The 26,069-nt window shown below is 64.5% G+C and carries 22 protein-coding genes and 4 tRNA genes; 6 read left to right on the plus strand and 20 right to left on the minus strand.

The features are described 5' to 3' along the window. Positions 1–2 precede the first annotated feature (2 nt). The 3 genes from ACZIYR_RS09700 to osmF are packed head-to-tail and all read right to left on the minus strand — an operon-like array spanning position 3 to position 3,031. Positions 3–944 (minus strand): ABC transporter ATP-binding protein, encoded by a 942-nt coding sequence (locus ACZIYR_RS09700; RefSeq protein WP_483526547.1) that lies wholly within the window; start codon positions 942–944, stop codon positions 3–5. Next, positions 941–2,062, minus strand: coding sequence for an ABC transporter permease (locus ACZIYR_RS09705; RefSeq protein WP_483529068.1), 1,122 nt, complete (start codon positions 2,060–2,062; stop codon positions 941–943). The genes ACZIYR_RS09700 and ACZIYR_RS09705 overlap by 4 nt, the downstream gene beginning before the upstream one ends. A gap of 51 nt (positions 2,063–2,113) precedes the next feature. After that, entirely contained in the window at positions 2,114–3,031 is a 918-nt protein-coding gene (gene osmF / locus ACZIYR_RS09710; RefSeq protein WP_483526548.1) for a glycine betaine ABC transporter substrate-binding protein OsmF, read from the minus strand. A 92-nt stretch (positions 3,032–3,123) separates the two neighbouring features. On the opposite strand from osmF, the gene ACZIYR_RS09715 reads away from it, so the two are divergent. Further along, positions 3,124–4,101, plus strand: a complete 978-nt coding sequence (locus ACZIYR_RS09715; RefSeq protein WP_483526549.1) for a DUF1853 family protein — start codon at positions 3,124–3,126, stop codon at positions 4,099–4,101. 82 nt (positions 4,102–4,183) lie between these two features. On the opposite strand, the gene ACZIYR_RS09720 is transcribed toward ACZIYR_RS09715, so the two are convergent. From ACZIYR_RS09720 to ACZIYR_RS09735, 4 genes are all read right to left on the minus strand, one after another. Continuing rightward, complete coding sequence (locus ACZIYR_RS09720) at positions 4,184–4,489, minus strand: helix-turn-helix domain-containing protein (RefSeq protein WP_473033572.1); 306 nt, start codon at positions 4,487–4,489, stop codon at positions 4,184–4,186. Beyond that, positions 4,486–5,832 (minus strand): type II toxin-antitoxin system HipA family toxin, encoded by a 1,347-nt coding sequence (locus ACZIYR_RS09725; protein ID WP_483526550.1) that lies wholly within the window; start codon positions 5,830–5,832, stop codon positions 4,486–4,488. The genes ACZIYR_RS09720 and ACZIYR_RS09725 overlap by 4 nt, the downstream gene beginning before the upstream one ends. Positions 5,833–6,033: 201 nt before the next feature. Beyond that, positions 6,034–7,434, minus strand: a complete 1,401-nt coding sequence (gene cysS / locus ACZIYR_RS09730) for a cysteine--tRNA ligase (protein ID WP_483526551.1) — start codon at positions 7,432–7,434, stop codon at positions 6,034–6,036. A 1-nt stretch (position 7,435) separates the two neighbouring features. Then, a complete protein-coding gene (locus ACZIYR_RS09735; protein WP_483526552.1) occupies positions 7,436–9,133 on the minus strand; it encodes a glutamine--tRNA ligase/YqeY domain fusion protein in 1,698 nt (565 codons plus the stop codon). A gap of 312 nt (positions 9,134–9,445) precedes the next feature. On the opposite strand from ACZIYR_RS09735, the gene ACZIYR_RS09740 reads away from it, so the two are divergent. Together ACZIYR_RS09740 and ACZIYR_RS09745 are read left to right on the plus strand one after the other, a co-directional pair. After that, the gene (locus ACZIYR_RS09740) at positions 9,446–9,943 is read left to right on the plus strand and encodes a peptidylprolyl isomerase (RefSeq protein WP_473033574.1); all 498 of its coding nucleotides are present in this window, start codon (positions 9,446–9,448) and stop codon (positions 9,941–9,943) included. Between the two features lie 61 nt (positions 9,944–10,004). Next, on the plus strand, positions 10,005–10,766 hold the full coding sequence (locus ACZIYR_RS09745) for a UDP-2,3-diacylglucosamine diphosphatase (protein ID WP_473033575.1): 762 nt from the start codon (positions 10,005–10,007) through the stop codon (positions 10,764–10,766). A gap of 34 nt (positions 10,767–10,800) precedes the next feature. Here ACZIYR_RS09745 and ACZIYR_RS09750 read toward each other — a convergent pair whose 3' ends face one another. From ACZIYR_RS09750 to ACZIYR_RS09800, 11 genes are all read right to left on the minus strand, one after another. Continuing rightward, positions 10,801–11,847: a CobW family GTP-binding protein gene (locus ACZIYR_RS09750; RefSeq protein WP_483526553.1), complete on the minus strand. Its 1,047-nt coding sequence runs from the start codon at positions 11,845–11,847 to the stop codon at positions 10,801–10,803. A gap of 166 nt (positions 11,848–12,013) precedes the next feature. Next, a complete protein-coding gene (locus ACZIYR_RS09755) occupies positions 12,014–13,831 on the minus strand; it encodes a SurA N-terminal domain-containing protein (protein ID WP_483526554.1) in 1,818 nt (605 codons plus the stop codon). Between the two features lie 191 nt (positions 13,832–14,022). Then, entirely contained in the window at positions 14,023–14,295 is a 273-nt protein-coding gene (locus tag ACZIYR_RS09760; protein ID WP_238976310.1) for an HU family DNA-binding protein, read from the minus strand. Between the two features lie 176 nt (positions 14,296–14,471). Further along, positions 14,472–16,880, minus strand: a complete 2,409-nt coding sequence (gene lon / locus ACZIYR_RS09765; protein ID WP_483526555.1) for an endopeptidase La — start codon at positions 16,878–16,880, stop codon at positions 14,472–14,474. Positions 16,881–17,029: 149 nt separating this feature from the next. Further along, entirely contained in the window at positions 17,030–18,307 is a 1,278-nt protein-coding gene (gene clpX, locus ACZIYR_RS09770; RefSeq protein WP_483526556.1) for an ATP-dependent Clp protease ATP-binding subunit ClpX, read from the minus strand. A 76-nt stretch (positions 18,308–18,383) separates the two neighbouring features. Beyond that, a complete protein-coding gene (clpP, locus tag ACZIYR_RS09775) occupies positions 18,384–19,004 on the minus strand; it encodes an ATP-dependent Clp endopeptidase proteolytic subunit ClpP (protein ID WP_483526557.1) in 621 nt (206 codons plus the stop codon). A gap of 91 nt (positions 19,005–19,095) precedes the next feature. Beyond that, positions 19,096–20,466, minus strand: a complete 1,371-nt coding sequence (gene tig / locus ACZIYR_RS09780) for a trigger factor (protein ID WP_483526558.1) — start codon at positions 20,464–20,466, stop codon at positions 19,096–19,098. Positions 20,467–20,744: 278 nt separating this feature from the next. Next, positions 20,745–20,819, minus strand: a tRNA-His gene (locus tag ACZIYR_RS09785). Positions 20,820–20,854: 35 nt separating this feature from the next. Continuing rightward, positions 20,855–20,929: transfer RNA gene (locus tag ACZIYR_RS09790), tRNA-His, on the minus strand. 48 nt (positions 20,930–20,977) lie between these two features. After that, positions 20,978–21,054: transfer RNA gene (locus tag ACZIYR_RS09795), tRNA-Arg, on the minus strand. Between the two features lie 68 nt (positions 21,055–21,122). Beyond that, positions 21,123–21,199: transfer RNA gene (locus ACZIYR_RS09800), tRNA-Pro, on the minus strand. 226 nt (positions 21,200–21,425) lie between these two features. On the opposite strand from ACZIYR_RS09800, the gene folD reads away from it, so the two are divergent. Both folD and mtnN read left to right on the plus strand, forming a co-directional pair. Then, on the plus strand, positions 21,426–22,304 hold the full coding sequence (folD, locus tag ACZIYR_RS09805; protein WP_473033580.1) for a bifunctional methylenetetrahydrofolate dehydrogenase/methenyltetrahydrofolate cyclohydrolase FolD: 879 nt from the start codon (positions 21,426–21,428) through the stop codon (positions 22,302–22,304). A gap of 97 nt (positions 22,305–22,401) precedes the next feature. Then, on the plus strand, positions 22,402–23,142 hold the full coding sequence (gene mtnN, locus ACZIYR_RS09810; RefSeq protein WP_473033581.1) for a 5'-methylthioadenosine/S-adenosylhomocysteine nucleosidase: 741 nt from the start codon (positions 22,402–22,404) through the stop codon (positions 23,140–23,142). 56 nt (positions 23,143–23,198) lie between these two features. Here the strand turns inward: mtnN and pyrC are convergent, their stop codons facing one another. Beyond that, a complete protein-coding gene (gene pyrC / locus ACZIYR_RS09815; RefSeq protein ID WP_483526559.1) occupies positions 23,199–24,236 on the minus strand; it encodes a dihydroorotase in 1,038 nt (345 codons plus the stop codon). Positions 24,237–24,379: 143 nt separating this feature from the next. Between pyrC and ACZIYR_RS09820 the strand changes: the two genes are divergently transcribed. Next, on the plus strand, positions 24,380–24,793 hold the full coding sequence (locus ACZIYR_RS09820) for a hypothetical protein (protein ID WP_473033582.1): 414 nt from the start codon (positions 24,380–24,382) through the stop codon (positions 24,791–24,793). A gap of 6 nt (positions 24,794–24,799) precedes the next feature. Here ACZIYR_RS09820 and ACZIYR_RS09825 read toward each other — a convergent pair whose 3' ends face one another. Further along, positions 24,800–26,050 (minus strand): NAD(P)/FAD-dependent oxidoreductase, encoded by a 1,251-nt coding sequence (locus tag ACZIYR_RS09825; protein ID WP_483526560.1) that lies wholly within the window; start codon positions 26,048–26,050, stop codon positions 24,800–24,802. Positions 26,051–26,069 lie beyond the last annotated feature (19 nt).

Below are 26,069 nucleotides of genomic sequence, written 5' to 3' on the forward strand. Positions count from 1 at the left end.
GCTCACGTCGGCCTCCCCCCGACCAGCCGGCGCAGCGACAGCTCGCCGATGGGGATGTCGTCGTCATCCACCACCGTCAGACGGTCGACCCGGTGCCACAGCATCATCGACAGGGCGTCGCGCAGCGGCGCCGTCTGCGCCACCCGCTCGCTGGCCAGCAGGCGCGGTCCCAGCGGCAGCATCCGCTCGCCGACCCGTGTCAGGCCGGCTTCCTTGAGACCGCGCTCCACGCCGCCCAGCAGCGACGCCACGAAGTCATCGACGGGATCGTGTAGCAGCTCGATCGGCCGCCCCTGCTGAACGATGCGCCCCTCATGCATCACCACCAGCCGATCCGCCAGGGCCAGGGCTTCGTCCATGTCATGGGTGACGAAGACAATGGTCTTGTGCAGCCGCGCCTGCAGGTCGCGAAGTTCCTGCTGCAGGGATTCCCGGGTGATGGGATCGAGGGCACCGAAGGGCTCGTCCATCAGCAGAATTTCCGGGTCGGCGGCCAGCGCGCGGGCCACGCCGACCCGCTGCGCCTGGCCGCCGGAGAGCTGATGCGGATACTTGTCGGCGAACTCCGCAGTCGGCAAGCCCAGCAGCGCCATCAATTCCGCCACGCGAGCACGGACTCGCTCCCTGGGCCACTTGAGCAGCCGAGGCACCAGACCGATATTGCGCGCCACCGTCCAGTGGGGGAAAAGCCCGGTGCTCTGGATCACATAGCCGATGCGGCGACGCAGAATCTCCTCATTGAAGGTTCTCACCGGCTGGCCATCGAGATGAATCTCGCCTTCGCTGTGCTCGATCAGGCGGTTGATCATGCGCAGGGTGGTGGACTTGCCACACCCGGAGGTGCCCACCAGCGCACAGAGCTCGCCCTTCTCGACCCGCAGCGAAATGCCATTCACCGCGATCTCGTCGCCGAAACGCTTGGTCACATCGAACAGTTCGATCATCTCGCCCCTCCCGGGCGCAGCCAGTCCGTCAAGGCGCCGAACAGCGCATCCGCCAGCAGCGCCAGAGCAATGATCGGCAGGGCGCCGAGCAGCACCAGATCCATGGCCGCCTGCCCCAGCCCCTGAAAGATGAAGGTGCCGAGCCCGCCGGCCCCGATCAAGGCGGCAACCGCGGTCAACCCGATCGCCTGCACCGTGGTAATTCGCACCCCCTCCAGCATCACCGGAACGGCCAGGGGCAGGCGCACCTGCCAGAAGACCTGCTGGCGACTCATGCCCATTCCCTTTGCCGATTCGATCACCCCGGCATCCACCCCTTCCAGTGCCACGAAGGTATTGCGCACCATGGGCAGCAGGCTGTAGGCCAGCAGCGCCAACCAGGCAGGCGCCCAGCCGATACCGCTCACGCCCAGTGCCGAGAGCCAATCGACTCGTGCCGAGAACCAGGCGAGCGGCGCCAGCAGCAGGCCGAAGAGTGCCAGACTGGGAATGGTCTGCAGAAAGTTGAGGACCGCGAATCCGGCCCGCTGAAGTCCGGCATGGCGACGCATCGCCAGCGCCAGGGCGACACCCAGCAACAGACTCGCCCCCACGGCGGCCCCCACCAGCGCCAAATGGTAGCCGATGGCGGCAATGAACTGGTCGCTACGCCCCTGATATTCGCGGTACAGGGCCAAGGGCTCCAGCCAGTTGGAAAGCGCCAACCACCAGGCCGCGAGGACCGGCAGCAGCAGCGCCCAGCCCTGGAGACGCGACAAGCCCAGTCGGGTGCGTAGCTCCAGCAGCACCAGCAGCCAGAGAAACAGCAGCAGCCAGGGGGAAGCGCCGATCCCCAGCCGCGCCTGGGGAAGCGATGGATCCACCAGGGCCGACACCGCCACCGCAAGCCATAGCGGCAGCGCCGCCAATAGCGCTACAACCAGACCCAGCGCCAGGAGCAGGCGCCGGGTATCGGGTCGCCAGGCCAACGCCATGACCCCCAGCATCGGCAGCGAGGCCAGCAGCGCCAGCCAGCCGCCGATGACGTCGTGGGCCCGAAAAGGGGTGCCGGCCACGATCCGGTTGGGCGCCACGTTGACCGCATCCAGCAGCAGCCAGGCCAAGAGCCCTGCCAGCATCAGGCTCAGCAGCACCCAGTTGGGAGACGCGGGTCGCTCTGCCGTCACGCCTTACTCCGCCGCATCCAACTCGGCGAGGAAGTCCGCTGCCACCTGGCGAGGGTCCAGGCCATTGACCGCCACCTCACCGTTGAGCCGCTGGAGGGTGTCCAGATCCAGGGCCTGGAACACCGGCGCCAGCAACGATTCAATCTGCGGATAGGCCTCGAGGACGGACTCGCGCACCACCGGGGCCGGCTGATAGACCGGCTGCACCCCTTGGGTGTCTTCCAACACCACCAGGTCCAGCGCCCCAAGACCGCCGTCGGTGCCATAGGTCATCGCCGCATTGACCCCGCTGGTCTGCTGAGCCGCCGCACGCATGGTCGCGGCGGTGTTCCCCCCCGACAGCACCAGGAGCTGATCCGACGTCAGTTCGAAGCCGTAGGCCCGCTGAAATGCCGGAAGCGCCTGCTCGGACTCGACGAACTCGGCGCTGGCGGCAAACTTGAAGTCGCCGCCCTCCTCGAGAAAGGTCGCCAGGTCTTCCAGGGTCGCCAGGCCGTGTTCACGGGCCAGGTCGCCGCGCACGCTCATCGCCCAGGTATTGTTGGCATCCGCCGGCGTGAGCCACACCAGGCCGTTGTCGGCATCGCGTTCGCGCACCGTGGCCAGCGCCTGCTCGGCATCATGCCACACGTCGCTGTCGGCCATATCGAAGAAAAAGGCGCCGTTGCCGGTATACTCCGGGTAGAGATCGACCTCGTCCGCTAGCAGCGCACCGCGCACGATGCTGGTACCGCCGAGCTGCAGGCGGTCGCGGGTCTCGATCCCCCCCTGCTCGAGACGCTGCAGTATCAGCTGACCGAGCACCGAGCCCTCGGTATCGATCTTGGAGGAGACCACGACGGGATCATTGGCCTGGGCGGTGGCTAACGTCAGCAGCGAGCCGGCGGCCATCGCCGCCAGGCCGGTCAGGGAGCGTTTCATCGCTATCCCCCATGGGTTGTGAATGTACGCTGAGTATAAGGCGTGTACAGTTTGGCTGTCAGACCCGATTCTCAACGCGGACCCTTTTCATCATGCTGCAACGCTGCACCACCGCGCTCACCCGCTGCCACCATCCGCTGGTGAGAGATCTGGCCTGGATCAGCCAGGCGCCGGACCTGATCGATACGGCCTACCCGGGACGCCCTTCCCGTGAGCAGCTGGGACTGGCGGACGATGCATGCTTTGACGATCTGCTTACGGCGTTGGAAGCTGTCCCCGAGCCGCTGGAGCGACGGGTCGGTACTACCGTGAATGGTCGCATGGGGCTCTATCATGAGCGACTCTGGCAGTTCCTGCTCGATACCGCCCCGGGAACCCGGCTGCTGGCCCACAACCTGCGCATACTGCGCGGCAAGCAGACGCTGGGGGAGCTGGACCTGCTCTACCGTCGGCGGGACGATCCGACCCCCATCCATCTGGAGGTCGCCATCAAGTTCTATCTTGGCCTGCCGCAGGGCCCGGGCGACGACCGGGAGCAGGCACGCTGGATCGGCCCGGGGGGCGCCGATAGCCTGGCCAGCAAGCGCGAGCACTTGCTCCGTCACCAGCTGCCCTTATCGGCGCAGGACGAGACCCGTCAGGCCATCCGACTGGTCACCCGCCCCCGCGATATCGGCCCGTCGCCGGAACCAGGCATCAAGCAGCAGCTGGCGATACCCGGCGTGCTCTTCTATCCGTGGCAACAGGCGCTGCCGCCCCCCAGAGAAGCGAGTCCCGACCACCTGCGAGGCCACTGGCTTCGCTGGCGCCGCTGGCGCGACTTTCGCGACGCCCTGCCCGCCGGCACCCGTGGCGCCTGGCTGGCCAAGCCCCACTGGCTCGCCCTCCCCCGGCGCGAGGGGCTGTTGGCACTGCGACACCTCGAGGCGCGACTGGCCCAGCATTTCCGTGCGCCCGCCTCACCAATCCAGCTCGCCCTGTGGCACAACGCGGCCGGATGGCAGCGGGTGTTCGTGGTCGCCGACGACTGGCCACTGCAGATTCCCTTGCCACCCTACCCCAGCGACTGATGGCGCGCATCACCCGTCGATAGAGCTCGGCCTTCTCGGCGGTGACATAGCTGAAGGGGGTGTAATCCAAGCGGGCTCCCGTTTACTCGGTGGGGGCCAGCGCCTGCGCCAGCAGGGCGCGCTTGCGCGGCAGGAGGCTGACCTCCAGGCCTAGGGGCCGGAAGACGCGGTTCTTCACCTCCAGGGTGACGTTGCCCTTGTCGCCTTCCAGGTCAGACAGGGTACGACGGCTGATACCGACCAGGGCGGCATAGCGGGTCTGGGAGAGGCCCAGCACCTCGCGGCGCAGGGCACGCAATAGCTCGCCGTCGCTGAGCTCACCGTCGTAGAAGCGCCTCAGCAGCGCCACCAGCGCCTCTTCACGATCTTCGGGCGCGCGCGGCTTCACCGCAGCCCCCAGCGATCGAGTCGTGTTTCTACTGAACGCAAGCCTACCGCCGGCATGTCCAGGATGCGAGCAGGGACGCCCCGGGCGGCCAGACGCTCATCCACTCCCTGCAGGTCCGCGGCAAGCCCGCGGAGTGCCTCCATCAGCCGCTCGGGGTCCACGAGATCCGCCAGGGAGTCCGCGATAGCCCGCCAGTCATACTCTCCCCCCGCTTCCAACGGCGGCCCCCACTGGGTGGTACGCGTGATTCCCTCGGGATCGGCCCGCATGGGGGCGAAATCATAGACCGGCGCCAACCCGATGCCTTCGGGGCGCTTGAGCAGGGCCATATTGCGGCCGTGGTTGTCGGAATTGCCGAAGGCGACATTGAGGAGATCTCGCCGAACCCATTCGATCACGAAGGCCTGGGTGTCGAAGGTCTCGCCCCCTTCGCGGACCCGGTACTGCGCCTGGAGCAGCGCCACCAGGTGACGCAGGGTGTCGCCATGCCGGAGAAAGCTGCCGGGCGCCGCGCCCATCAGGGAATAGACGGATTCCAGGCCGTAGCGAACCCAGGTCCCATCAAGGTAGTGCATGTCGAAGCGTGGCAGCCAGAGAGAGGGATAGCGCTCCCCCTCGACGAGGCGCATGCCCCGAACCTCGATGGTATCGATGCCCAGCGCGGCCAGTTCCTGGTAGAAGTGATACTCGGCGCGCAGGATATCGCAGTCGTCGGCGGAGCGGCTTCCGCGGGGAAACTTCACCAACATCGGGAGATCCGGGACCTGAACCTCCTCCTGCCAGGTATCGATCCAAACCCGCTCGTCCTGGGTGAGCCTGATCAGCAGCTTGGGCGCTTCGCCGCCGGCACCGGTCGCACCGCCGCTGGCCGCCCCCATCTGCTGGGCATATTCCAGGAAATCCACGTCGCGCTCCACCACGCTCTGCATCGGAAAGCGCCGCTCCCCCAGGGGATTCTTGAGGCGGTGGTCGGGCACCGCCTCCTTGATGCGCAGGTTGCCCACCGGGGCGATGGTACCTCGGGCCAGCAGCTCCGCGTCCTGGCGTCCGGTCGGCAGATTCCGGATTCCGAGATAGTCCACCCAGAAACGACGACTCGCACCCGACGGCATGATGTCCCCCAGGAAACCGAACCAGCGCGGGGACTCATGGGTCAGCATCAGCTCCACGGGCAGCATCAGGCTGCAGGCGTGCAAGTCGTCATGGAACATCCACTCGACGGCATAGTCGGTGCCGTAGTGCAGGCGGGAGATTCCGCCCGCCCCACGCTCGGGGTCCGGCAAGGAGAGCTCAGCCGCATCGTGCCAGGCTCGGTCGAAGTGAATCTGCACCGTCAGTTTCACGCCACCCCCATGCGCACTATTCCGCTCAAAAGTACCAATCTGCTCTGCCACATGCGCAGCATAGTGCACAACAGCAACAAAATTAAGGCTTTTTGAGCGGGATAGTGCTCATAAGTATGCAAGCGTCGAGCAGGAGGGAGAGGCCCGCCCCTCCTCCAACGGCGGGCCGGGCGTCAAGGCCTTCAGCGTGGGACGCCTGCTCTACGACTCGGTCTCGGGCTTCTCGAAGACCCAGCGGGTCCCTTCCCGGGAGTCCTTGAGGATGATGCCGAGTGCGGCGAGCTCATCGCGGATGGCGTCCGCCGTGGCGAAGTCCTTGGCCTGCTTGGCCGCGGCACGCTCGTCGATCTTCGCCTGGATCTCCGCTTCCGAGAGCGGCAACTCGCCGCCCCCTCCCTTGAGGAACGCCGTCGGGTCCTGCTGCAGCAGTCCCAGGATACCGCCGAGGTGCCTGAGCTCGGCGGCCAGCGCCGGGGCCTGCTCGGGCGCTTCCTTCTTGGCCCGGTTCAGTTCGCGCGCCAGCTCGAAGAGCACAGAAAGGGCTTCCGGCGTGTTGAAGTCATCGTCCATGACCGCAGTGAAACGCTCCGCATAGCGGGGATCGATCCCGCCCTCCTGGGGGACCACGCCTTCCAGTGCGTTGTAGAAGCGTTCCAGCGACCTGCGGGCCTCGGCGAGCGACTCCGGTGCATAGTTGATGGGGCTGCGATAGTGGCTGGCTACCAGCAGATAACGCACCACCTCCGGGTCATGGTGCTCGAGCACCTCGCGGATAGTGAAGAAGTTGCCCAGCGACTTGGACATCTTCTCCTGATTGACCCGCACCGCACCGGCGTGCATCCAGGTATTGACGTAGGTCTTGCCGGTGGCCGCCTCCGACTGGGCGATCTCGTTCTCATGGTGGGGGAAGGTCAAATCCGGCCCCCCGCCGTGGATGTCGAAGGTCTCGCCCAGACAACAGGTAGACATGGCCGAACACTCGATATGCCAGCCGGGGCGCCCCGACCCCCACGGCGAAGGCCAACTGCTCGCCTCGCCCGGCTTGGCCGCCTTCCATAGCACGAAGTCCAGCGGGTCTTCCTTGTGCTCATCCACCTCGATCCGGGCACCGGCGCGCATCTCATCGGGGTCGCGATTGTTGAGCTTGCCGTAATCGGCAAACTGCCTGACCCGGTAGTAAACATCGCCGTTATCCGCGGCGTACGCGAAGCCCTTGGTGATCAGCGTCTCGATCATCCGGATGATCTCACTGATATGGCCGGTGGCACGAGGTTCCTGATCGGGCCTCAACACGGAGAGGCGCGCTTCATCCTCATGCATGGCCGCGATCATACGCTCGGTCAGCGAACTGATCGGCTCGTCGTTCTCCTCGGCACGCCGGAGTATCTTGTCATCGACGTCGGTGATGTTGCGCACATAGGTGACGTCGTAGCCGCGCTGGCGCAAATAGCGGGTGATGACGTCAAAGGCCACCATCACCCGAGCGTGCCCCAGGTGACAGTAGTCGTAGACGGTCATGCCGCAGACGTACATGCGCACTCTGCCCGGCTCGATGGGCGTGAAGGCTTCCTTACGACGGGTCAGCGTATTGTAGATCTGCATGTCAGCCCTTCTTCTGATCGTGCGCTTTCTTCTGGATCTTCGCCCAGCTGTCCTTGAGCCCCACGGTGCGATTGAACACCCGCTTGCCTTCGCTGCAAGCATGACGGTCGGCGCAGAAGTAGCCCACCCGTTCGAACTGGAAGCGACTCTCCGGCGTTACCTCGGCCAGGCTCGGCTCACCGACGGCCTGGCAGACGACCAGCGACTCGGGATTGAGGTGCTCGAGGAAGTCGGCATCCTTATCGCGGTCGGGCTGCTCCACCTGGAAGAGGTTGTCGTAGAGCCGGACCTCCATGGGCACGCCATGGACGGCGCTGACCCAGTGAATCACGCCTTTTACCTTGCGGCCTTCGGGGTTCTTGCCCAGGGTGTCGAAGTCCACCGAGCAGCGCAGCTCGGCAATCTCGCCGGCGTCATCCTTGATCACTTCGTCGCAGCGGATCACGTAAGCGTTGCGCAGCCGCACCTCCTTGCCCGGCGCCAGACGGAAGAACTTCTTCGGCGGCTCCTCCATAAAGTCGTCCCGGTCGATATAGATCTCCCGAGTGAAGGGAATCCGGCGCATGCCCAGATCGTCCCGTGCCGGGTGACCGGGCACCTCATAGGCCTCTTCATGCCCTTCGGGCACGTTGGTCAGGACCACCTTCAAAGGCTTGAGCACGCACATGGCCCGCGGTGCGTTCTCCTCCAGGTCGCTGCGGATGGCGTGGTAGAGCATGGCGATATCCACCAGGCCACCGTCGGCGCGAGTGACGCCGATCATCTCGCAGAACTTTCGAATGGAGGCGGGCGTGTAGCCGCGGCGGCGCATGCCGGAGATGGTGGGCATGCGTGGGTCGTCCCAGCCGTCGACGATCCCCTCGTCCACCAGCAGCTTGAGCTTGCGCTTGGAGGTCAGGGTGTAGTTGAGGTTGAGCCTGGCGAACTCGATCTGCCGCGGCTTGGCCGGCACCGGCAGGTTGTCCAGAAACCACTCATAGAGGGGACGATGGTCCTCGAATTCCAGGGTGCAGATGGAGTGGGTGATGCCCTCGATGGCGTCCGACTGGCCGTGAGCGAAGTCGTAGGAGGGGTAGATCTTCCACTTGTCGCCGGTTTGGTGATGATCGGCGTGGCGAATCCGGTAGAGGATGGGATCGCGCAGGTTGATATTGGGCGAGGCCATGTCGATCCTGGCACGCAGCACTTTCTCGCCTTCGGCAAACTCGCCGGTACGCATTCGCTCCAGCAGGTCGAGGTTCTCCTCGACGCTCCGCTCACGCCAGGGGCTCGGGCGGCCCGGTTCGGTCAGGGTGCCGCGATACTCGCGCATCTCCTCAGGGGAGAGGTCGTCCACGTAGGCCTTGCCCTCGCGAATCAGGTGCTGGGCCCAGGCGTAGAGCTGGTCGAAGTAGTCGGAGGCGTGCCGGACTTCGCCGGCCCAGTGGAAGCCCAGCCACTCGACGTCCGCCTTAATGGCGTCGATATAGGCCTGCTCCTCCTTGATCGGGTTGGTGTCGTCGAAGCGCAGATGACAGTCACCACCGAACTGCTCGGCCAGCCCGAAGTTGAGACAGATCGATTTGGCGTGGCCGATGTGCAGAAAGCCGTTGGGCTCCGGGGGGAAGCGCGTGACGATCTTGCCGGTGCGCCCGGCGTCGAGCTCCTCGCGGATCTGGTTACGGATGAAATTCGGCGCGCTGGTGGTGTCGGTGGTCATGGTTGGAAAAACAACCTCTGGTTGGGGTGCGGTCCGGTGCCGTTGCAGATAGCCTTCGCTGCTCGGGGCTTTTCCGGCGACTAGCCTGCGAGGAGGCGCTGTAAACCCATCCCTGGGCGCTACCGATGCCATCCCTGGCATAGGACCTCCTCTACGGCTTGTCCCCGGCGCCCCTCGCCGCTGGCGTCGGTACAAGCGCCTGTCCTGCGACGCTCGTGCTCGCTTCGCGCAGCGAGGCAAAACCGCTATTATAGCGCCACGCCCACGGGCAACGCCAAGGCGTGAGCCCCTTCACGGACAGGAAGGTTTTCGATGATCATTCTGCAGACCAATTTCGGCGACATCGCCGTCGAGCTCAACCACGAGAAGGCCCCCAAGACCGCCACCAATTTCGAGCAGTATGTGCGCGACGGCTTCTATGACGGCACCCTCTTCCACCGCGTCATCAACGGGTTCATGGTGCAGGGCGGCGGTTTCGATGCCGACTTCAACCAGAAACCTACTCGCGACCCCGTCGAGAACGAGGCTGACAACGGCCTGAAGAACACCACCGGCACCCTGGCCATGGCGCGCACCCAGGACCCCCACTCCGCCACCGCCCAGTTCTTCATCAACGTGGCCGACAACGACTTCCTCAACCACAGCGGCAAGTCGATCCAGGGCTGGGGATACTGTGTCTTCGGCGAAGTGGTCGAGGGCATGGAGGTCGTCGAGAAGATCAAGGCGGTGTCCACTACCCGCCGCGGCATGCATGCGGATGTGCCCGCCGAGGACGTGATCATCCAAAAGGCCTACGTCAAAGAGGCCTGATCCCCCGTCGCGCCCGCCGTCGCGCGGGCGCCGTCTTGTGAACTCCAGCAAGCGAGCCGCCATGTCCACCCTGCTGATTTCCGACCTGCACCTGCACCCTGGCGCCCCCGAGATCACCGAGGGCTTCCTGCACTGGCTGGAGACGCGCGCCCAGGGCGTCGACGCCTTGTATATCCTTGGCGATCTCTTCGAAGCCTGGATCGGCGACGACCTGCTCGACCTGGTCGACGCCGATCCTAGCGGGAACGCGGCCCTCGCGGTGACTGTCGCCAACGCCCTTGAGCGCCTCTCTAGTGGCGGCACCCGCCTCTATCTGATGCACGGCAATCGGGACTTCTTGCTCGGCGAGCGCTTTGCCAAAGCCGCCGGTGCCGAGCTTCTGGCCGAGCCGGCGATCGTGTCGATGGGAGCGCAGCCCGTGCTGCTGATGCACGGCGACAGCCTCTGCACCCGGGACACTGCCTACCAGGCATTCCGCACCCAGGCGCGCGATCCGCAGTGGCAGGCCCAGGTGCTGGCAATGCCAATTCTCGACCGCATCACGCTGGCCAAGCAGCTGCGCGAGCAGTCCGGCGAAGCGACGTCGAACAAGGCCGAGGACATCATGGACGTAACGCCCGAGGAGGTGGTCAACGTGATGCGCGATCACGGCGTCACCACACTGATCCACGGGCATACCCATCGCCCCGCGGTGCATGACTTCACCCTCGATGACCGCCCCGCCAAGCGCATGGTGCTGGGTGATTGGCAGCCGCAGCAGGGCTGGGAGATTCGGGTCGAGGAGAACGACGCGCCCAGGCTGACCCCCTTTCCGCTCGGCTAACCGAGCACCGGGCATCCGTGACGCTCGTCGCGGCTCACTCCCGCGCTGGCGCCAAAAGACAGGCCGCCAGCGCCCCTTCACACGCCTCGGCGCTCGGCAGGCTGTCGCTGTCGCCGATGATCTCCAGCCGCGAATCTCGGCGCCAGGCGCTGGCACTCAGGCTTACCATCCCCGAGGCCCGGTTGTAGAGCTTCCAGCCGGCATCGGTATGCAGCACTCCCTTGATGCGCAGCCCGGCGGGCATGCCGCCGAGCAGCTCTGCCACCCGATCGAGGTCGAAGCGATCGACCGGATGCCAGCGCCACCCCAGGGTGGCCTGTCCCAAGGCCTCACCGACATCCCGAAACGGCCGGCCCGGCTCCGGCAGCGTAGCGAAGGCATCATCGAGCGCCACCACCTCGGCAGCCTGACTCTGAAGCCGCCGGTGCGCCTCGCTGCGTCGCTCTCCGCCGCGCGCCTCGCGATGTCGGCCGCTCTCCAGCAGCAGCGTAGGCGGCAGCTCGCCGTGCGGCGCCTCCGCCACCCACTTGCGTGGCGGCCACTGAGCGGTCATACGCGACCTGGCCGCCGCCACCTGCTGCGGCGTGGCCAGGTCGGTCATGGTCAATGCCACCGCATCCGCCATGGCCAGCTGATCGCGGAAGGTCTCATGCTCCCGGGATCGCGGGTCGTCCAGGCGGCGCGGATCGAGCACCGCGATGATATCGCGAACCTCCAGCACCCCTTGGAAGGCCTCGCCACGCAGCACGTCCAACAGCCCCGCCGGATGCCCCAGCCCGGAGGGCTCGATGATCAGCCGGTCGGGGCGGTGGCGGTGAAGCAGATTGACCAGCGACGCCTGCATCACGAACGCCAGCTGGCAGCAGAGGCAGCCGCCCGGCAGCCCTTTCACGACCAGATCATCCCGCTCGGCGAACATCGCCTGGTCGATACCGATCTGACCAAACTCGTTGATCACGATGGCCCAGGTCTCCTCCGGCGGTTTCTGCTCGATCAGCCCGCGGATCAACGTGCTCTTGCCACTACCGAGAAAGCCGGTAATCAGGTGGACAGGAATCGATTCGAGCGGCTTGTCAGGCATGATGAGGGCTCCCAAGGCGGTAATTGTTACAGAGTAACATTATGGTCAGACGACCCAAAAGTCGCCCGGCCCGAGCAACGATGGCAACTAAAAGAAAGATAACGGTATAAAGGCGGAGGAAAAGAGAGGGGCGCACAGGCGCCCCTCGCTTATCGTCGCGCCCGGGTCAGCGGCGCTGGATCTCGGCGGTATCGCGAAGGTGTACCTGAAGCCCCTGAACGGCGGCTTGGCCACGCAGCTGCTCGGCCATGCGCGCCACGAAGGCTTCCATCTGGGCGTCAGTCTCGCCCTCTTGGACGGACTCCAGAGCGATCAGATGAACCCTATCCTCATCGCTGGCGTGGCCGTACACCGGCCGGTCGTCGGCAGGATGAGGAAGCCGGAAGGCTGCCCGCAACACGGTCTGGGGGACCTGGCCGCTCTGACGGCCAACTCTCTCGACACGCTCCCAGTCAAGCTCGGGCTCCGCCCCAGCACGGAGCTGGTCTACCCGGTCCCGCGCCACCTCGAGCAGCGCCTCACGCTGCACGCGGCGCTCCACCGCCGCCATGACCTGGTCGCGCACCTCCTCGAGGGGCAGCACCGTGGCCTCACGATGCTCGGCGACCCGCAGCACCATGCGCCGGTCCTCGTCGAGTTCGATCACTTCACTGTTGAACCCTTCACCGAGGACATCTTCGCTAAAGGCCTCGCTCATCACACCCGGCTCGGAGAGCACGCCATCGCCGCCGTCGCGGGAGACCCAGTCGCTCTCGTGCAGCTGCAGGTCGAGACTCTCGGCGACGCTATCCAGGTCATCGGCGGCGAAACTCTCGTCGATCAGCGCCTGGACACGCCGGTTGAAGGTATCGCTGACCTGCGCGAGGGCCAGTTCGCGGGTGAGTTCATCACGCATTTCCTCCAGCGGCGGCTGGTCAAGCTCGGTGACCTTGACAAGATGCAGGCCATTGCTGGTCTCAACGATTCTCGACACCTGTCCGGGGCCAATTCCGAAGGCGGCCTCATCGAAAGCATCACCGAAGAAGCCACGGCTGATGACACCTAGGTCACCGCCCTGCTCGGCCGTGGAGGCATCATCGGAATATGTCTGGGCCAGATCAGCGAACGCCTCCCCTTCGGCAAGGCGCTCACGCACCGACTCGAGTCGCGAAATGGCCTCTTCGCGGCTGCGCTCACCGTTGAAGGTGACCATGATATGCGATACCCGGCGATCGGCGTCACGTCCTCGTGCCTCCCAAGCGTCGCGCAGGTCGGACTCGCTGATCTCGACGGCCGCGGCCATCTCTTCGCGATCCACAATGACATACTCGAGGCGCACCTGCTCGGGACGCTGATAGCGCTCGGCATTCGCATCGTAATAGGCCTGGAGATCGGCCTCGCTGACGATCACGGGCTCCGGCAGATCCTCAAGGCCGAGCGTATGGTGACGGAAGCTGCGAGTCTGACGCTGAAGCGCCGCCAGGGCCTCGCGCTCACTCTCGAGGGTGAAGTCGCTGACCGCCAGGCCCTGCTGGAGCTGCTGGCGCTTGAGATCAACCCTCAGCGCCTCACGAAAGCTGGTTGGCGTAAACCCGGCACTGGCCAGTCGATTACGGAACAGATCGCTGTCAAAACGACCGCTCTGGTCCTGAAACTCTGGGAGGGTCACGATCACCTGATCGAGCTGCTCCTCGGAGAGGTAGAGTCCGCCATCCTCGGCGAAAGCGGTGATGAGTCGCTCTCCGATCAGCTCGTCAAGCACCTGGCCACGTAGCGCCCGCTCCTGCTCGGGCGGCACCTGACCGGTGCGAATGGCCCGCTGAACCTCCAACTCGAGCTGCTGGCGCGTGATCGTCTGGCCATTGACCTTGGCCACTTCATCCCCGCTTCCGCCAAACAGCCCGACCAATGACTCGACGCCGAACAGTGCCATGGTCACGACCACAGCACCGACGATGATCTTGGCGCCCCAACTTCTGGAACGATCACGAATACTTTGCAGCATGCAGGCCTCGGCTGATGATGATTGGCTGGCAGTCGCGCCATAGTATACGCCTTGCAGCGATGCCTCGACCACGGTGTAGCCGGTTTGCCAGCCCATAAAGAAGGCGCATCGCGGTGGCGATGCGCCTATTTCTCACAGTCGTCGGCGAGACTGACGACTTCAACTGTCCTCGGCGCAAATGGCCCGTCGGCTCAGTTCACGGAGTCCTTGAGCGCCTTGCCGGCCTTGAAAGTCGGCACCTTGGCTGCGCTGATCTGGATCGGCTCGCCGGTCTGCGGATTGCGTCCAGTGCGGGCAGCACGCTCCTTGACGGAGAAGGTACCAAAGCCCACCAGGGAAACGGTCTCGCCGTTCTTGAGGCTATCGGCGACGGTGTCGACCATGGCATCCAGCGCACGAGTCGCAGCGGCCTTAGGAATATCGGCAGACGCGGCGATGGCTTCGATCAGCTCGGATTTGTTCACACTTCACCCCTTGACTGTTTCGGAAAATGGCTCTAATCAGCGCAACGTTCGGCGAGCAACGCGATCACAGCATGGCTGCAGTTTATAGCAATGCCGCAAAAGATGTGTCAAGCAAACAGCGGCGCAAAACCGCGCCATACCGGGGTTTTACCCCGGCGATGGCACGAAAATCATCATCAATGCGTACTGATCATCGAGGGCGATGATGTCGAGTCTTCCGCTCGCGATTCATCGCTTTTGGCATCGCCCCTTTCGGCTAGCGCTGCCTCAAGCACCTCGTCGATCCAGCGAACGGGCCGGATATCCAGTGCGTCCTTGATATTGTCCGGCACCTCCTTGAGGTCCCGACGGTTCTCTTCCGGAATAAGCACAGACTTTATACCACCCCGCCGGGCGGCCAGCAATTTCTCCTTCAAGCCGCCAATGGGCATGACCTCACCGCGCAGATTGACCTCCCCGGTCATGGCCAGGTCGCAGCGAACCGGCCGGCCCGTGTAGGCAGAGACCATGGCGGTGACCATGGCGATACCGGCGCTGGGGCCGTCCTTGGGCGTGGCCCCCTCCGGCACGTGGATGTGGAGGTCTTCCTTTTCGAAGCGCTCGGGGTCGATCCCCATGCCATCGGCACGCGCCCTGACCACCGTATGGGCCGCACTGACCGACTCCTTCATGACATCACCCAAGGAGCCGGTCTTGTTGATGCGCCCCTTGCCCGGCGTCACGACCGACTCGATGCTAAGCAGCTCGCCCCCCACGGAGGTCCAGGCCAGGCCGGTGACGCGCCCGACCTGGTCTTCCTGGTCGGCCAGTCCGTAACTATAGCGTCGAACACCGGCATGCGCCTCGATATCGGCCGCAGAGAGCGTCTGGGCAGCCTGGGCACCCTCCTTGCCCTCAGCTTCCAGGCGCTGACGCAGCACCTTGCGGCACACCTTGGCAATCTGGCGCTCCAGCTCGCGAACGCCTGCCTCGCGGGTGTAGTAGCGGATCAGCTCAAGCAGTGACTCATCGGAGAACGCCAGCTCGTCCTCCTTGAAACCGTTGGCCTTGAGCTGCTTGGGCACCAGATAGCGGCGTGCAATGGCCAGCTTCTCGTCTTCTGTGTAGCCGGGCAGGCGGATGATCTCCATGCGATCCAGCAGCGGGCCGGGAATGTTCATGGAGTTGGCGGTGCAGATGAACATGACGTCGGAGAGATCGTAGTCCAGCTCCAGATAATGATCGCTGAACTTGTCATTCTGTTCCGGATCGAGCACCTCGAGCAGCGCCGATGCCGGGTCACCGCGGTGATCCATGCCAATCTTGTCGACTTCGTCGAGAAGGAACAGCGGGTTCTTGACCCCCGCCTTGCTCATGCGCTGGATCATCTTGCCGGGCAGCGAGCCGATGTAGGTACGCCGGTGGCCACGAATCTCGGATTCGTCGCGAACCCCACCCAGCGCCAGCCGCACATACTTGCGATTGGTGGCACGCGCAATCGACTGTCCAAGCGACGTCTTACCAACCCCGGGAGGGCCTACCAGGCACAGGACCGGCCCCTTGAGCTTCTTGACCCGCTTCTGGACGGCCAGGTACTCCAGGATACGCTCCTTGACCTCATCCAGACCGTAATGGTCTTCATCCAGCACCTTGTGTGCATGCACCAGGTCATGCTTGACCCGAGTACGCTTCTTCCAGGGCACCGACACCAGCCAGTCGAGATAGGAGCGCACCACCGTGGCCTCGGCGGAGTTGGGCGACATCATCTTCAGCTTGCCCAGTTCCTGCGTCGCTTTGTCGCGCGCCTCCTTGGGCATGCCCGACTCTTCGATCGCCTTCTCGTACTTCTCGGCCTCGTTGGGTACGTTCTCAAGCTCGCCCATCTCCTTCTGGATGGCCTTCATCTGCTCGTTGAGATAGTACTCCCGCTGAGACTTCTCCATCTGGTCCTTGACCCGCGAGCGAATCCGCTTCTCTACCTGGAGCAGGTCGATCTCCGATTCGATCAGCGCCATCAGGTGCTCGATACGGTCGCGTACGCGATCCATCTCCAGCAGCTCCTGCTTGTCGCCGATCTTCAGGGAAAGGTGGGCGCAAATGGTGTCAACCAGCCGACTGGGGTCCTCGATCCCCGAGAGGGAATTGAGGACCTCGTTGGGTACCTTCTTGGAGAGCTTGACGTACTGCTCGAACTGATTCAGCAGCACGCGCACCAGCGCTTCCTGCTCACGCTCGGAGAGTGGCTGGCTGTCACGCAGCACCGCCTCGGCCAGGCTATACCCCTGGTCGGTGTGGTGGACCTCGCGCAGGTCGGCACGAGAGGTGCCCTCGATCAGCACCTTCACGGTGCCATCCGGCAGCTTGAGCAGCTGCATGATCTCGGCAACGGTCCCAATGGCAAAGAGATCGTCGGTGCCGGGGTCATCCTGACCGGCCTCTCGCTGGGCTACCAGCAGCACGCGCTTATCGGCCGCCATGGCCGCATCGAGAGCCTGGATCGACTTCTCCCGGCCAACGAACAGCGGTATCACCATCTGCGGATAGACGACCACATCGCGCAGTGGCAGGAGGGGCAGACTCAAGGTCTGATCGGCGTTCTGCTGCATCGCAGACGTTCCTCAAACGAATCGGGTGGATACGGAAGGAATGGGGGCAGGCTAGCCCCATTGCAAGGGCAAGGCAGGCAGCGCACGCGGAAAGGGGCCGCCCAGGCGACCCCTTCCAAGTCAGCGGTACCGAACGATCGCAGCGATCTTCAGCCGTCGGTGCCGTCGACCCGCTGCTCCTGCTGGGAATAGATCAGCAGCGGCTCACTCTCGCCGGCGATGACCGAAGCGTCGATCACGACCTTGGTCACCCCTTCCATCGAGGGAATTTCGTACATGGTATCGAGCAGTACCGACTCGAGAATGGAGCGCAGGCCACGGGCACCGGTCTTGCGGGCCATGGCCTTGCCCGCCACGGCACGCAGGGCGTCGTCGCGGAACTCGAGTTCCACGCCTTCCATGTCGAACAGCCGGGCATACTGCTTGATCAACGAGTTTTTTGGCTCGGTGAGGATCTGGATCAAGGCATTCTCGGTCAGCTCGGTAAGGGTGGCGATCACCGGGAGACGACCGACGAACTCGGGGATAAGACCAAACTTGACCAGATCTTCGGGTTCGACGTCGAGCAGCAGATCGCCGACCCCCTTGGTCTCATCCTTGCTCTTGACTGTCGCATTGAAGCCGATCCCGCCCTTCTCGGCGCGGTCTCGAATGACCTTGTCCAGGCCGGCGAAGGCGCCGCCAACGATGAACAGGATATTGGCGGTATCGACCTGCAGGAACTCCTGCTGCGGATGCTTGCGCCCCCCCTGAGGGGGCACCGACGCGGTCGTGCCCTCGATCAGCTTGAGCAGCGCCTGCTGAACGCCCTCACCCGAGACATCGCGGGTGATCGAGGGGTTGTCTGACTTGCGCGAGATCTTGTCGATCTCATCGATGTAGACGATGCCGCGCTGGGCCTTCTCCACATCGTAGTCGCACTTCTGCAGCAGCTTCTGGATGATGTTCTCGACATCCTCGCCCACATAGCCCGCTTCGGTCAGAGTGGTGGCATCAGCAATGGTGAATGGCACGTTCAGCAGGCGCGCCATGGTTTCCGCGAGCAGCGTCTTGCCGCTGCCGGTAGGACCGATAAGCAGGATGTTGGACTTGCCCAGCTCGACGTCATCGCCCTTGATGCCGGCGCGAAGACGCTTGTAGTGGTTGTATACCGCGACGGACAGCACCGTCTTGGCACGGTCCTGCCCGATCACGTAGTCGTCGAGGGTGCGACGAATCTCGCGAGGAACCGGCAGACGCTCCTCGTCGCTCTCGGCCTCGGCATCGAGAACTTCCTCGCGAATGATGTCGTTACACAGATCGACACACTCGTCGCAGATATACACGGACGGGCCGGCAATCAGCTTGCGCACCTCGTTCTGGTTCTTGCCGCAGAACGAGCAGTAGAGCAGCTTACCGCCTTCGTCCTTGCCTTTGCCGTCGGCCATTCGCGTACCTCTGTCGCTTCGGCGGCCCGGGGCCGCCGGAAATCACGTATGTAGGGCGTGTCTAGAAATTACGCTATCAGGATGTCGGCCGCTTATCCAGCGTGGCGTCGATCAGCCCATACTCCACCGCCTGGTCGCCATCCATGAAGTTGTCGCGGTCGGTGTCCCGAGCGATGGTCTCGATGTCCTGGCCGGTATGATGAGCCAGAATGCGGTTGAGACGATCGCGAATCCCCAGGATCTCGCGGGTATGGATCTCGATATCCGACGCCTGCCCCTGATAGCCCCCCAGCGGCTGATGGATCATCATCCGCGAGTTGGCCAGACAGTAGCGCTTGCCCGGCGCACCGCCGGTCAACAGCAGGGCCCCCATGCTGGCCGCCTGGCCAACACAGACGGTGGACACGTCCGGCTTGATGAACTGCATGGTGTCGTAGATCGCCATGCCGGCTGTCACCGCCCCGCCCGGTGAGTTGATATACAGGTGGATGTCCTTGTCCGGATTCTCGGACTCCAGGAACAGCAGCTGGGCCACCACCAGATTGGCCATGTAGTCTTCCACCGGCCCCACCAGGAAGATCACGCGCTCCTTCAGCAGGCGGGAATAAATATCATAGGCCCGCTCGCCACGCGCGCTCTGCTCGACCACCATCGGCACCAGGCCGCCAGCGTTCAGGGTCTCGAACTCGTTGCTCATCAGTGTGATGTCCTTGCATCCGATGAATGGAAGCGGTCGCGCCACCTTCCGGGGACCTGCCCGGCCCCCGGAAGGGTATCAGGCCGAATGATCAGGCCTTATCCTGCTCACCTTCCGAGGCCGCCTGCGCCTCCTCGTCGGCGTCATCCTGCTCTGCCTGCTGCTGTGCCGCAGCCAGGGCCTGCTGGTAGCTCATCTCGACGTCCTTGACGGTCGCCTGCTCCAGCAGCTTATCGACGGCCTTCTCTTCGAGGATCGCTGACTTGACCTGCGTTTTCAGCTGATCGTTGCTCATATAGTAGTCAACGACCTGCTGCGGGTCCTGATACTGCTCGGCGAGTTCCTCGACGCGGGCTCTGATCTCGTCATCGGTAGCATCGAGCTCGCCGGCCTTGATCACTTCGGCCAACAGCAGGCCGACCTGCACGCGCCCCTTGGCCTGCTCGGCGAACAGCTCGTTGGGCAGCTGGGAAACGTCGAAATCTTCACCAAGACCGAACTGCTGGGCCGCCTGGCGCTTGAGGGCGTCTGTCTCCTGCTGCACCAGCGACTGCGGTACCGGCACGTCGTTGGCTTTCTTCAGTGCCTCGAGCACCTGCTGCTTGACGCGGTTATCGACGGCCTGCTTGGCCTCACGCCCCATATTGCGCTTGACCTCCTCGCGGAACCTCTCGAGGTCGCCGTCTTCCACGCCGAAGCGCTGAATGAACTCCGCGTCGAGCTCCGGCAAGGCCTGACCGCTCACCTTGTGCACCTTGACCTTGAAGGTCGCTTCCTTGCCGGCCAGGTGCTCCGCCTGGTAGTCCTCGGGGAAGGTGACCTGAATCTCCTTGTCCTCGCCCGCCTGAGCCCCCTCCAGCTGCCCTTCGAAACCGGGGATAAAGCTGCCAGAGCCCAGCACCAGCTCATGCCCCTCGGCGCTGCCGCCCTCGAACGGCTCATCGCCCAGAAAGCCTTCAAAATCGATGGTGACCTGGTCCCCCTCTTGCGCCGCACGTTCCACCTCTTCCCAGGCGGCGTTCTGCTTGCGCAGGGTCTCGATCATCTCGTCGACATCGGCTTCCGACACCTCGACAACCGGACGCTCAACCTCGGTACCTTCGATCGAGTTCAGCTCGATTTCCGGATAGACCTCCAGGGAGGCAACAAATTCCAGATCCTTGCCAGACTCATTGACCTTCGGCTCGATGCTCGGAAAACCGGCCGGGTTGAGATTTTCCTCGGTAATGGCACGAACATAGCGTTCGCGCATCAGCTCGCCCACCACCTCGTCGCGCACATCGCGGCCATAGCGCTGCCGCACCACGGACATGGGCACACGACCCTTGCGGAAGCCGTTCAGGCGCACGTTCTTGGCCGTGTCCTTGAGGCGTGCCTCGACGGCTTCGTCGACCTCGGCCGCAGGCACCTGAAACGTGACACGGCGTTCGATCTGGGAGGTCGTTTCGACGGAAACTTGCATGAATAGTCCTCTACCGACTGGGGGCGTTCTGTTGAATGCGTGGAAAAGGTCAAAAGGTTGATTCTAAGAATCCCACCTTGCGCTGGCAAGCGCCACCCTGACTGGGTGGGGGCTCTGCGGCACGATTTCAAGGCAAACTGGAGCACAGGCGCCCTCCGGCACGCAGCAGAGCTCACCGATTTCGCCAAACACAGCAGACAAAGAGAGGCGGCGACCGGCATACGGAATCGATCGACCAGGAAAGCGAGGGAAAGGAACAGCGACAGGGCCGCGTGCAATGGGGTGGATGATGGGGATCGAACCCACGACCACCGGAGCCACAATCCGGGGCTCTACCACTGAGCTACATCCACCATTGCAAGTACCGCAAACACCTGGGGCGTCGATGTGGGGTGGATGATGGGGATCGAACCCACGACCACCGGAGCCACAATCCGGGGCTCTACCACTGAGCTACATCCACCATATCGACAACAGCTCGAATCGAATCACCGCCGCGAACACGCCGCTCTGGCACGCCCAGCAGGACTCGAACCTGCAACCTACGGCTTAGAAGGCCGTTGCTCTATCCGGTTGAGCTATGGGCGCATTCTACGCTTCATGGCGCCTTACCGCAACCCCTGCCCGAAAAAATATCAAGCACAAACAGAGAGTTGTGGTCGGGGTGGAGGGATTTGAACCCCCGACATCCTGCTCCCAAAGCAGGCGCGCTACCAGACTGCGCTACACCCCGCCGGCCTTCGCACGGCCCCGATGCCGCCACAGGGCCTCATCGAGCGCTGCGTATTCTACGCGAGAATCTCCGTTGGTCAATAGCCACCTGACGGGGCGGGGCTTTTTTGCTCTTTGCCTGAGGGCCGCGGCATGCGAAAATCGCCATCCTTGCATGACTGCCAGAGCCACGGCCGCGTCGGACTGCTGGCCAGCCGCATACACCATCCACCAACGGGGGAGAGACGATGACCGCCCAACGCATCGATGGCAAGGCCATTGCCGCCCATGTCCGCCAGCAAGTCGCACGCCGGGTCGAGGCGCGCCAGGCGGAGGGCAAGCGGACTCCCGGCCTGGCCGTCGTCCTGGTGGGCGATGACCCGGCATCCCAGGTCTACGTGAACAACAAGCATCGCGCCTGCGAGCAAGCTGGAATCCTCTCCTTTCAGCACGCGCTTCCGGCAGACACCAGCCAACGCACCCTGGAGCAGCTGGTCGACGAGCTCAACGAGGACTCCCGTATCGACGGCATCCTCGTACAGCTGCCGCTTCCGGAACACCTCGACCCGCGCCCGATTCTCGAGCGCATCCTGCCGCATAAGGATGTCGACGGCTTCCACCCCTACAACCTGGGCCGCCTCGCGCAGCGGCTACCGATGCTGCGCCCCTGCACCCCCAAGGGCATCATGACCCTGTTGCAGGAGACCGGCCTCGACGTCCGCGGCCTGGATGCCACCGTGGTCGGCGCCTCCAACATCGTGGGTCGGCCGATGGCCCTGGAGCTGATGCTGGCGGGCTGCACCACCACCGTCTGCCACCGCTTCACACGCAACCTGGAGGCGCACGTCCGCCGCGCCGAGCTGCTCGTCGTGGCCGTCGGGAAGCCGGGGCTGGTCAAGGGCGAATGGGTACGCGATGGCGCCATCGTCATCGACGTCGGCATCAACCGCGAAGCCGACGGCCGATTGGTCGGCGACCTGGAGTTCGATGCGGCCGCCCAGCGGGCCGCCTGGATCACCCCGGTTCCCGGGGGCGTCGGCCCCATGACGGTGGCCTCGCTGCTGGAAAACACCCTGTTCGCCGCGGAAGTCCACGATGCCATGACCCCTGCCGCCGAACACGCCTGACGACTCACCCCCTTGCTGGCCGCAGCGCCATCGCGTATGCCCCCATTGGCGGGGTTTGGCAACACGCCCCACCGGCTAACTGGAGACCCCACGGATAATGAAACGCATCGGCATCATCGGCGCCATGCCCCAGGAGGTGGAGCACCTCGCTTCGCTGCTCGTGGGTCGCCGCACCCGCTCTCACGTCGGCTGCACCTTCCACCACGGCCAGCTGCACGGGGTCGACGTGGTGATCCTGCAGTCCGGCATCGGCAAGGTGAATGCCGCCATCGGCACCACTCTGCTGCTGGACGTCTATAAGCCTGAAGCCATCATCAACACCGGCTCCGCCGGTGGCTTCGGTGAAGGACTGGCGATCGGCGACGTGGTGGTGTCCAACGAGGTTCGCCATCACGATGTCGATGCGGTGGTCTTCGGCTATGAACATGGCCAGGTTCCCGACATGCCGGCCGCCTACCTGCCCGACCCGGGCTTGATGGCCCTTGCCCGGGAATGCATCGAAACGCTGGGCGAAGTCCGAGTGGTCGAGGGCCTGATCGCCACCGGCGATGTCTTCATGGCCTGCCCGGAACTGGTCGCCAAGACGCGCAGCCGCTTTCCGACCATGGTGGCCGCCGAGATGGAGGCCGCTGCGATCGCCCAGACTTGCCACCATTACGGCTGCCCCTTCGTCGTCATCCGCTCACTGTCCGATATCGCCGGCGGGGAAGACAATCACCTCTCTTTCGAGGAGTTTCTCGACAAGGCCGCAGCGCATTCGGCGCGCATGGTCGAGACCATGGTGGCCCGCCTGGCCAACCATAGCCAGCCTGTCGACGCCGAGCCGGTGGCGGGCTGACTTCCAGCACCGGCGCGACCGCCCGCGAGCGGCCGCCCCTGTCACTCGCGGCTGGCTCAGTCGCGCAGCTTCCACTCCAGGGTCTCGCCGGCCTTGAGCGGCACGATCCGCTGGCCGCCGGCATAGGGCAGCGAGGCGGGCAGCCGCCAGGACTCACGCACCAGCGTGACGGTATCCGCATTGCGCGACAGACCGTAGAAGTCGGGGCCGAAGTGGCTGGCAAAGCCCTCCAGGCGCTCCAGGGCACCGGCCTGCTCAAAGGCAGTGGCATAGAGCTCGATGGCCGCCGGTGCGGTGTAGGCCCCGGCGCAGCCACAGTCGCTCTCCTTGTCGCCCTGGGCATGAGGCGCACTGTCGGTGCCAAGGAAGAACTTGGGGCTGCCCGAAGTGGCGGCTGCCAGCAACGCCTCCCGGTGACGCTCGCGCTTGAGGATCGGCAGGCAGTAATAGTGCGGACGGATTCCCCCCACCAGCATATGGTTGCGGTTGAAGAGCAGATGGTGCGCGGTAATGGTGGCGGCCACATTGGCCGGCGCCTGAGCCACGAACTCGGCGGCATCGGCGGTGGTGATATGCTCGAACACCACCTTGAGGTCGGGGTGACGCGCCAGCAGCGGCTTCATCACTCGCTCGATGAACACTGCCTCGCGATCGAAGATATCGATCTCGGCATCGGTCACTTCACCATGCACCAGCAGCGGCATACCGAGTCGCGCCATGGCCGCAATCGCCGCATCACAATGGGCCAGGTCGGTCACGCCGGAGTCCGAGTTGGTCGTGGCACCAGCGGGGTACAGCTTCACCGCCTGCACCAGACCGCTGGCCTTGGCCCGCTCGATCTCCTCGGCCGGCGTATTGTCAGTGAGATAGAGGGTCATCAACGGCTCGAAGGACGAGCCGGCCGGCAGTGCTGCCAGGATGCGCTGACGATAGGCCAGGGCCTGCTCGGTGCTGGTCACCGGCGGCTTGAGATTGGGCATGATGATAGCGCGCCCCATCTGGCGAGCGGTGGCGGCGACCACGGCGTTAAGCGCCTCGTCGTCGCGCAGATGCAGGTGCCAGTCATCGGGGCGGGTCAGGGTAATAGCGTTCACGGCCGGTCCTGTGATCTGGGTGAATGGACGACACCCATTATACCGAAAGCGAACCGGCGCGGGGCCGGCACCGCAAAGCGGCGGCAAGACGAGGCGATTTCCCGTATCATCGTCGCCGTTTACCGCCGTGAGGAAGATTCACCATGCCCAGGGTCCGCCACTATGCCGATATCGTTGCCATTCTGGCCGGCCTTATGTGGCTATTGGTCTTCTGGTCGATCAGCATCTCAGCCCGGCTGGACAGCGTGGAACCCGTCCTCGCCGCCCTGCTCGCCCTCGGCGCGATGATCCTGGTCAGCTTCGTGCACCGCCCCTTCCGTGTGCACCTCAGCCGCTATCACGTGCGCAAGCGGCGAACCGAGATGTGGATGCATATCCTGGCCCTGCCCATGGCCTTGGCGCTGGCCTTAGGCATCGTGCTGGAGTGGCTGTTCGTGCCGCTCAGCGGACAGCAGAAAATGCTGCTGTTCAACGTCCTCGCCACCGCCGGCTGGGTCGTCTACGTGATGACCCTGGTGATCAAGTTCATCATTCATCAGCTAAGCCGGCGTCGGTGATCTCGGTCAGGTACCGAAACGCTCGGCACGGAAGGGCGTCATGTCGACCGCCGGGGTCTCCCCCACCATCATCTCGGCGACCAGGCGCCCGGTCACCGGCCCCAGCGTGAAGCCCTGGTGGCCATGGCCAAAGGCGAACCACAGCCCTCGATGCCGGGGGGCCGGCCCGATGACCGGCTTCATGTCCGGCAGGCAGGGGCGAGCGCCCTTCCAGGGCGTCTCCTCGAGGCGCTCCCCCAGCGACGGATACAGCTCGCGGGCAACCCGTTCGGCCGCTGCCAGCTGGCCATAATCTGCCGGGGCGTCCAGGGGTTTCAGCTCGGCCCCGGTGGTCAAACGGATACCGGCGGTCATGGGAGCCAGAATATAGCCCACTTCGGCATCGAGCAGCCAGTGATGGAGACGCCGCCCCTCCCGAGCACCGTAGTGCATGTGGTAGCCGCGCTTGACGAACGTCGGTAGCCGATAGCCCAGCGGCTTGAGCATCTGCCCGGCCCAGGGGCCAGTGGCCACTACCACCTCTTCGGCCTCCTGGTGACCGGCATCGGTCGCGACCCGCCAGCCCCTGCCCGATGGCGTCACTCCCTGAACGTCCGCCTGTAGAAAGCGCCCACCCTCCCGCTCGAAGCTAGTCGCGTAGGCGGCCACCAGCCCCCCAGGGTCGGCCACGCTCCAGGCATTGGTCCAGTGAATCGCCCCTACCGGATCCTCGGATATCAGCGGCTCGCGCGTGCGAAGCGCGGCCGTGTCGAGCAGCTCGTGGGTAACTCCGAAGCGCCGCTCGGCATCGCGAGCCTCGCCTGCCCGAGCATCCAGCTCGGCGGCGCTGCGGTAGACCTCAAGCCAGCCCTCTTTTCGCACCAGCTCGGCGGCCCCTGCCGCCTCGATCATCGGCTCATGCTCCTGAGTCGACAGCATGATCAGCGACGCATACTCGGGAATGATCCGGGCATGCGGCGCTGGCGCCGAGTGGCGCCAGTAGCTGAACAGCGGTCCCGCTGCCTCCAGCATACCGCCCAGGCTATAGCGAATATCGACTCGACGATTGGGCAGCACCTTCAGCAGTTTGCCCACCTCACGCGGGAAGGGATAGGGACGCACCGCCTCGCGCTGAATCAGTCCGCCGTTGCCGAACGAGGTCTCTCGTCCCGGCGGTCGACGGTCCACCAGGAGCACCGACCGACCGCGCCTGGCCAGATGCCAAGCGATGGAGACTCCGACCATACCGGCCCCGAGGACGATGGTTTCGCGAGACATGCCGCTCCTCCGTTCTACA

The sequence above is a fragment of the Billgrantia sp. NRB1 genome, from assembly GCF_056921725.1.

Bases quoted from the DNA above. Each gene is read 5' to 3' on its own strand.
- ACZIYR_RS09700 (WP_483526547.1), bottom strand. From the start codon at position 944: ATGATCGAACTGTTCGATGTGACCAAGCGTTTCGGCGACGAGATCGCG.
- ACZIYR_RS09705 (WP_483529068.1), bottom strand. From the start codon at position 2,062: ATGCTGGCAGGGCTCTTGGCCTGGCTGCTGCTGGATGCGGTCAACGTG.
- osmF (WP_483526548.1), bottom strand. From the start codon at position 3,031: ATGAAACGCTCCCTGACCGGCCTGGCGGCGATGGCCGCCGGCTCGCTG.
- ACZIYR_RS09715 (WP_483526549.1), top strand. From the start codon at position 3,124: ATGCTGCAACGCTGCACCACCGCGCTCACCCGCTGCCACCATCCGCTG.
- cysS (WP_483526551.1), bottom strand. From the start codon at position 7,434: ATGCAGATCTACAATACGCTGACCCGTCGTAAGGAAGCCTTCACGCCC.
- ACZIYR_RS09735 (WP_483526552.1), bottom strand. From the start codon at position 9,133: ATGACCACCGACACCACCAGCGCGCCGAATTTCATCCGTAACCAGATC.
- ACZIYR_RS09740 (WP_473033574.1), top strand. From the start codon at position 9,446: ATGATCATTCTGCAGACCAATTTCGGCGACATCGCCGTCGAGCTCAAC.
- ACZIYR_RS09745 (WP_473033575.1), top strand. From the start codon at position 10,005: ATGTCCACCCTGCTGATTTCCGACCTGCACCTGCACCCTGGCGCCCCC.
- ACZIYR_RS09750 (WP_483526553.1), bottom strand. From the start codon at position 11,847: ATGCCTGACAAGCCGCTCGAATCGATTCCTGTCCACCTGATTACCGGC.
- ACZIYR_RS09755 (WP_483526554.1), bottom strand. From the start codon at position 13,831: ATGCTGCAAAGTATTCGTGATCGTTCCAGAAGTTGGGGCGCCAAGATC.
- lon (WP_483526555.1), bottom strand. From the start codon at position 16,880: ATGCAGCAGAACGCCGATCAGACCTTGAGTCTGCCCCTCCTGCCACTG.
- clpX (WP_483526556.1), bottom strand. From the start codon at position 18,307: ATGGCCGACGGCAAAGGCAAGGACGAAGGCGGTAAGCTGCTCTACTGC.
- clpP (WP_483526557.1), bottom strand. From the start codon at position 19,004: ATGAGCAACGAGTTCGAGACCCTGAACGCTGGCGGCCTGGTGCCGATG.
- tig (WP_483526558.1), bottom strand. From the start codon at position 20,466: ATGCAAGTTTCCGTCGAAACGACCTCCCAGATCGAACGCCGTGTCACG.
- folD (WP_473033580.1), top strand. From the start codon at position 21,426: ATGACCGCCCAACGCATCGATGGCAAGGCCATTGCCGCCCATGTCCGC.
- mtnN (WP_473033581.1), top strand. From the start codon at position 22,402: ATGAAACGCATCGGCATCATCGGCGCCATGCCCCAGGAGGTGGAGCAC.
- ACZIYR_RS09820 (WP_473033582.1), top strand. From the start codon at position 24,380: ATGCCCAGGGTCCGCCACTATGCCGATATCGTTGCCATTCTGGCCGGC.
- ACZIYR_RS09825 (WP_483526560.1), bottom strand. From the start codon at position 26,050: ATGTCTCGCGAAACCATCGTCCTCGGGGCCGGTATGGTCGGAGTCTCC.